Annotated in this window: 1 protein-coding gene; it reads right to left on the bottom strand. The window is 36.4% G+C overall.

Features of this window, described 5'->3' with window-relative positions; genetic code table 11:
- On the bottom strand, positions 1-572 hold a 572-nt coding region (locus NUW87_RS11545; protein ID WP_269028675.1), incomplete at both ends, for a hypothetical protein.

The raw sequence follows: 572 nt of genomic DNA, 5'->3' as shown, positions 1-572 counted from the left end.
ATTGTCCCTTTTTAACTTCTTCTTCAAATGTAGTATGTTCTTCATCTAGAATCCTTGTCATGTATGCTGCATAACTTGAGAATCTTTTAGGTCTTTTACTCTTTCTGAATGTTCCTTCTGGAACCTTGAGTCTTTTTGCGTCTTGTAAGGTAGCTTCAAGCCAAGCTGGTCTTTTCTTGGTCTTAGGTACGATATCTGAATCAATGTTTTCACATGGCTCCATAGGATGACCAGGTAGTTCCTTTTCGTCATTTACGTTTTCTGTGCTTTCTTCGTTAAGTTCTTCAATCTCTTCTTCTTCTATAGTTTCTTCTATGGATTTCTTGAAGGCCATCTTTTCATTGAATGTTACATCTCTGCTGACTTCGATCTTGTGTTGTTCTGGAATATATATTCTATAAGCTTTGGATGAATCACTATATCCCACGAATATCCCTTTCTTTCCTAAAGGTTCTAGTTTATTCCTCTTGTCTTTGGGAATGTGAGAGTAAACAGGACATCCAAATATTCTTAGATTTTCCACATTAGGTTTCTTACCTGAGAAGGCTTCTTTTGGTGTCATGTCTTTCAAT

The organism is Corynebacterium pilbarense, assembly GCF_026930265.1.
In the GTDB taxonomy this organism is placed as follows: domain Bacteria; phylum Actinomycetota; class Actinomycetes; order Mycobacteriales; family Mycobacteriaceae; genus Corynebacterium; species Corynebacterium pilbarense.
The sequence above is the reverse complement of the archived record's forward strand: the minus strand, read 5'-3'. Positions and strand labels throughout refer to the sequence as shown.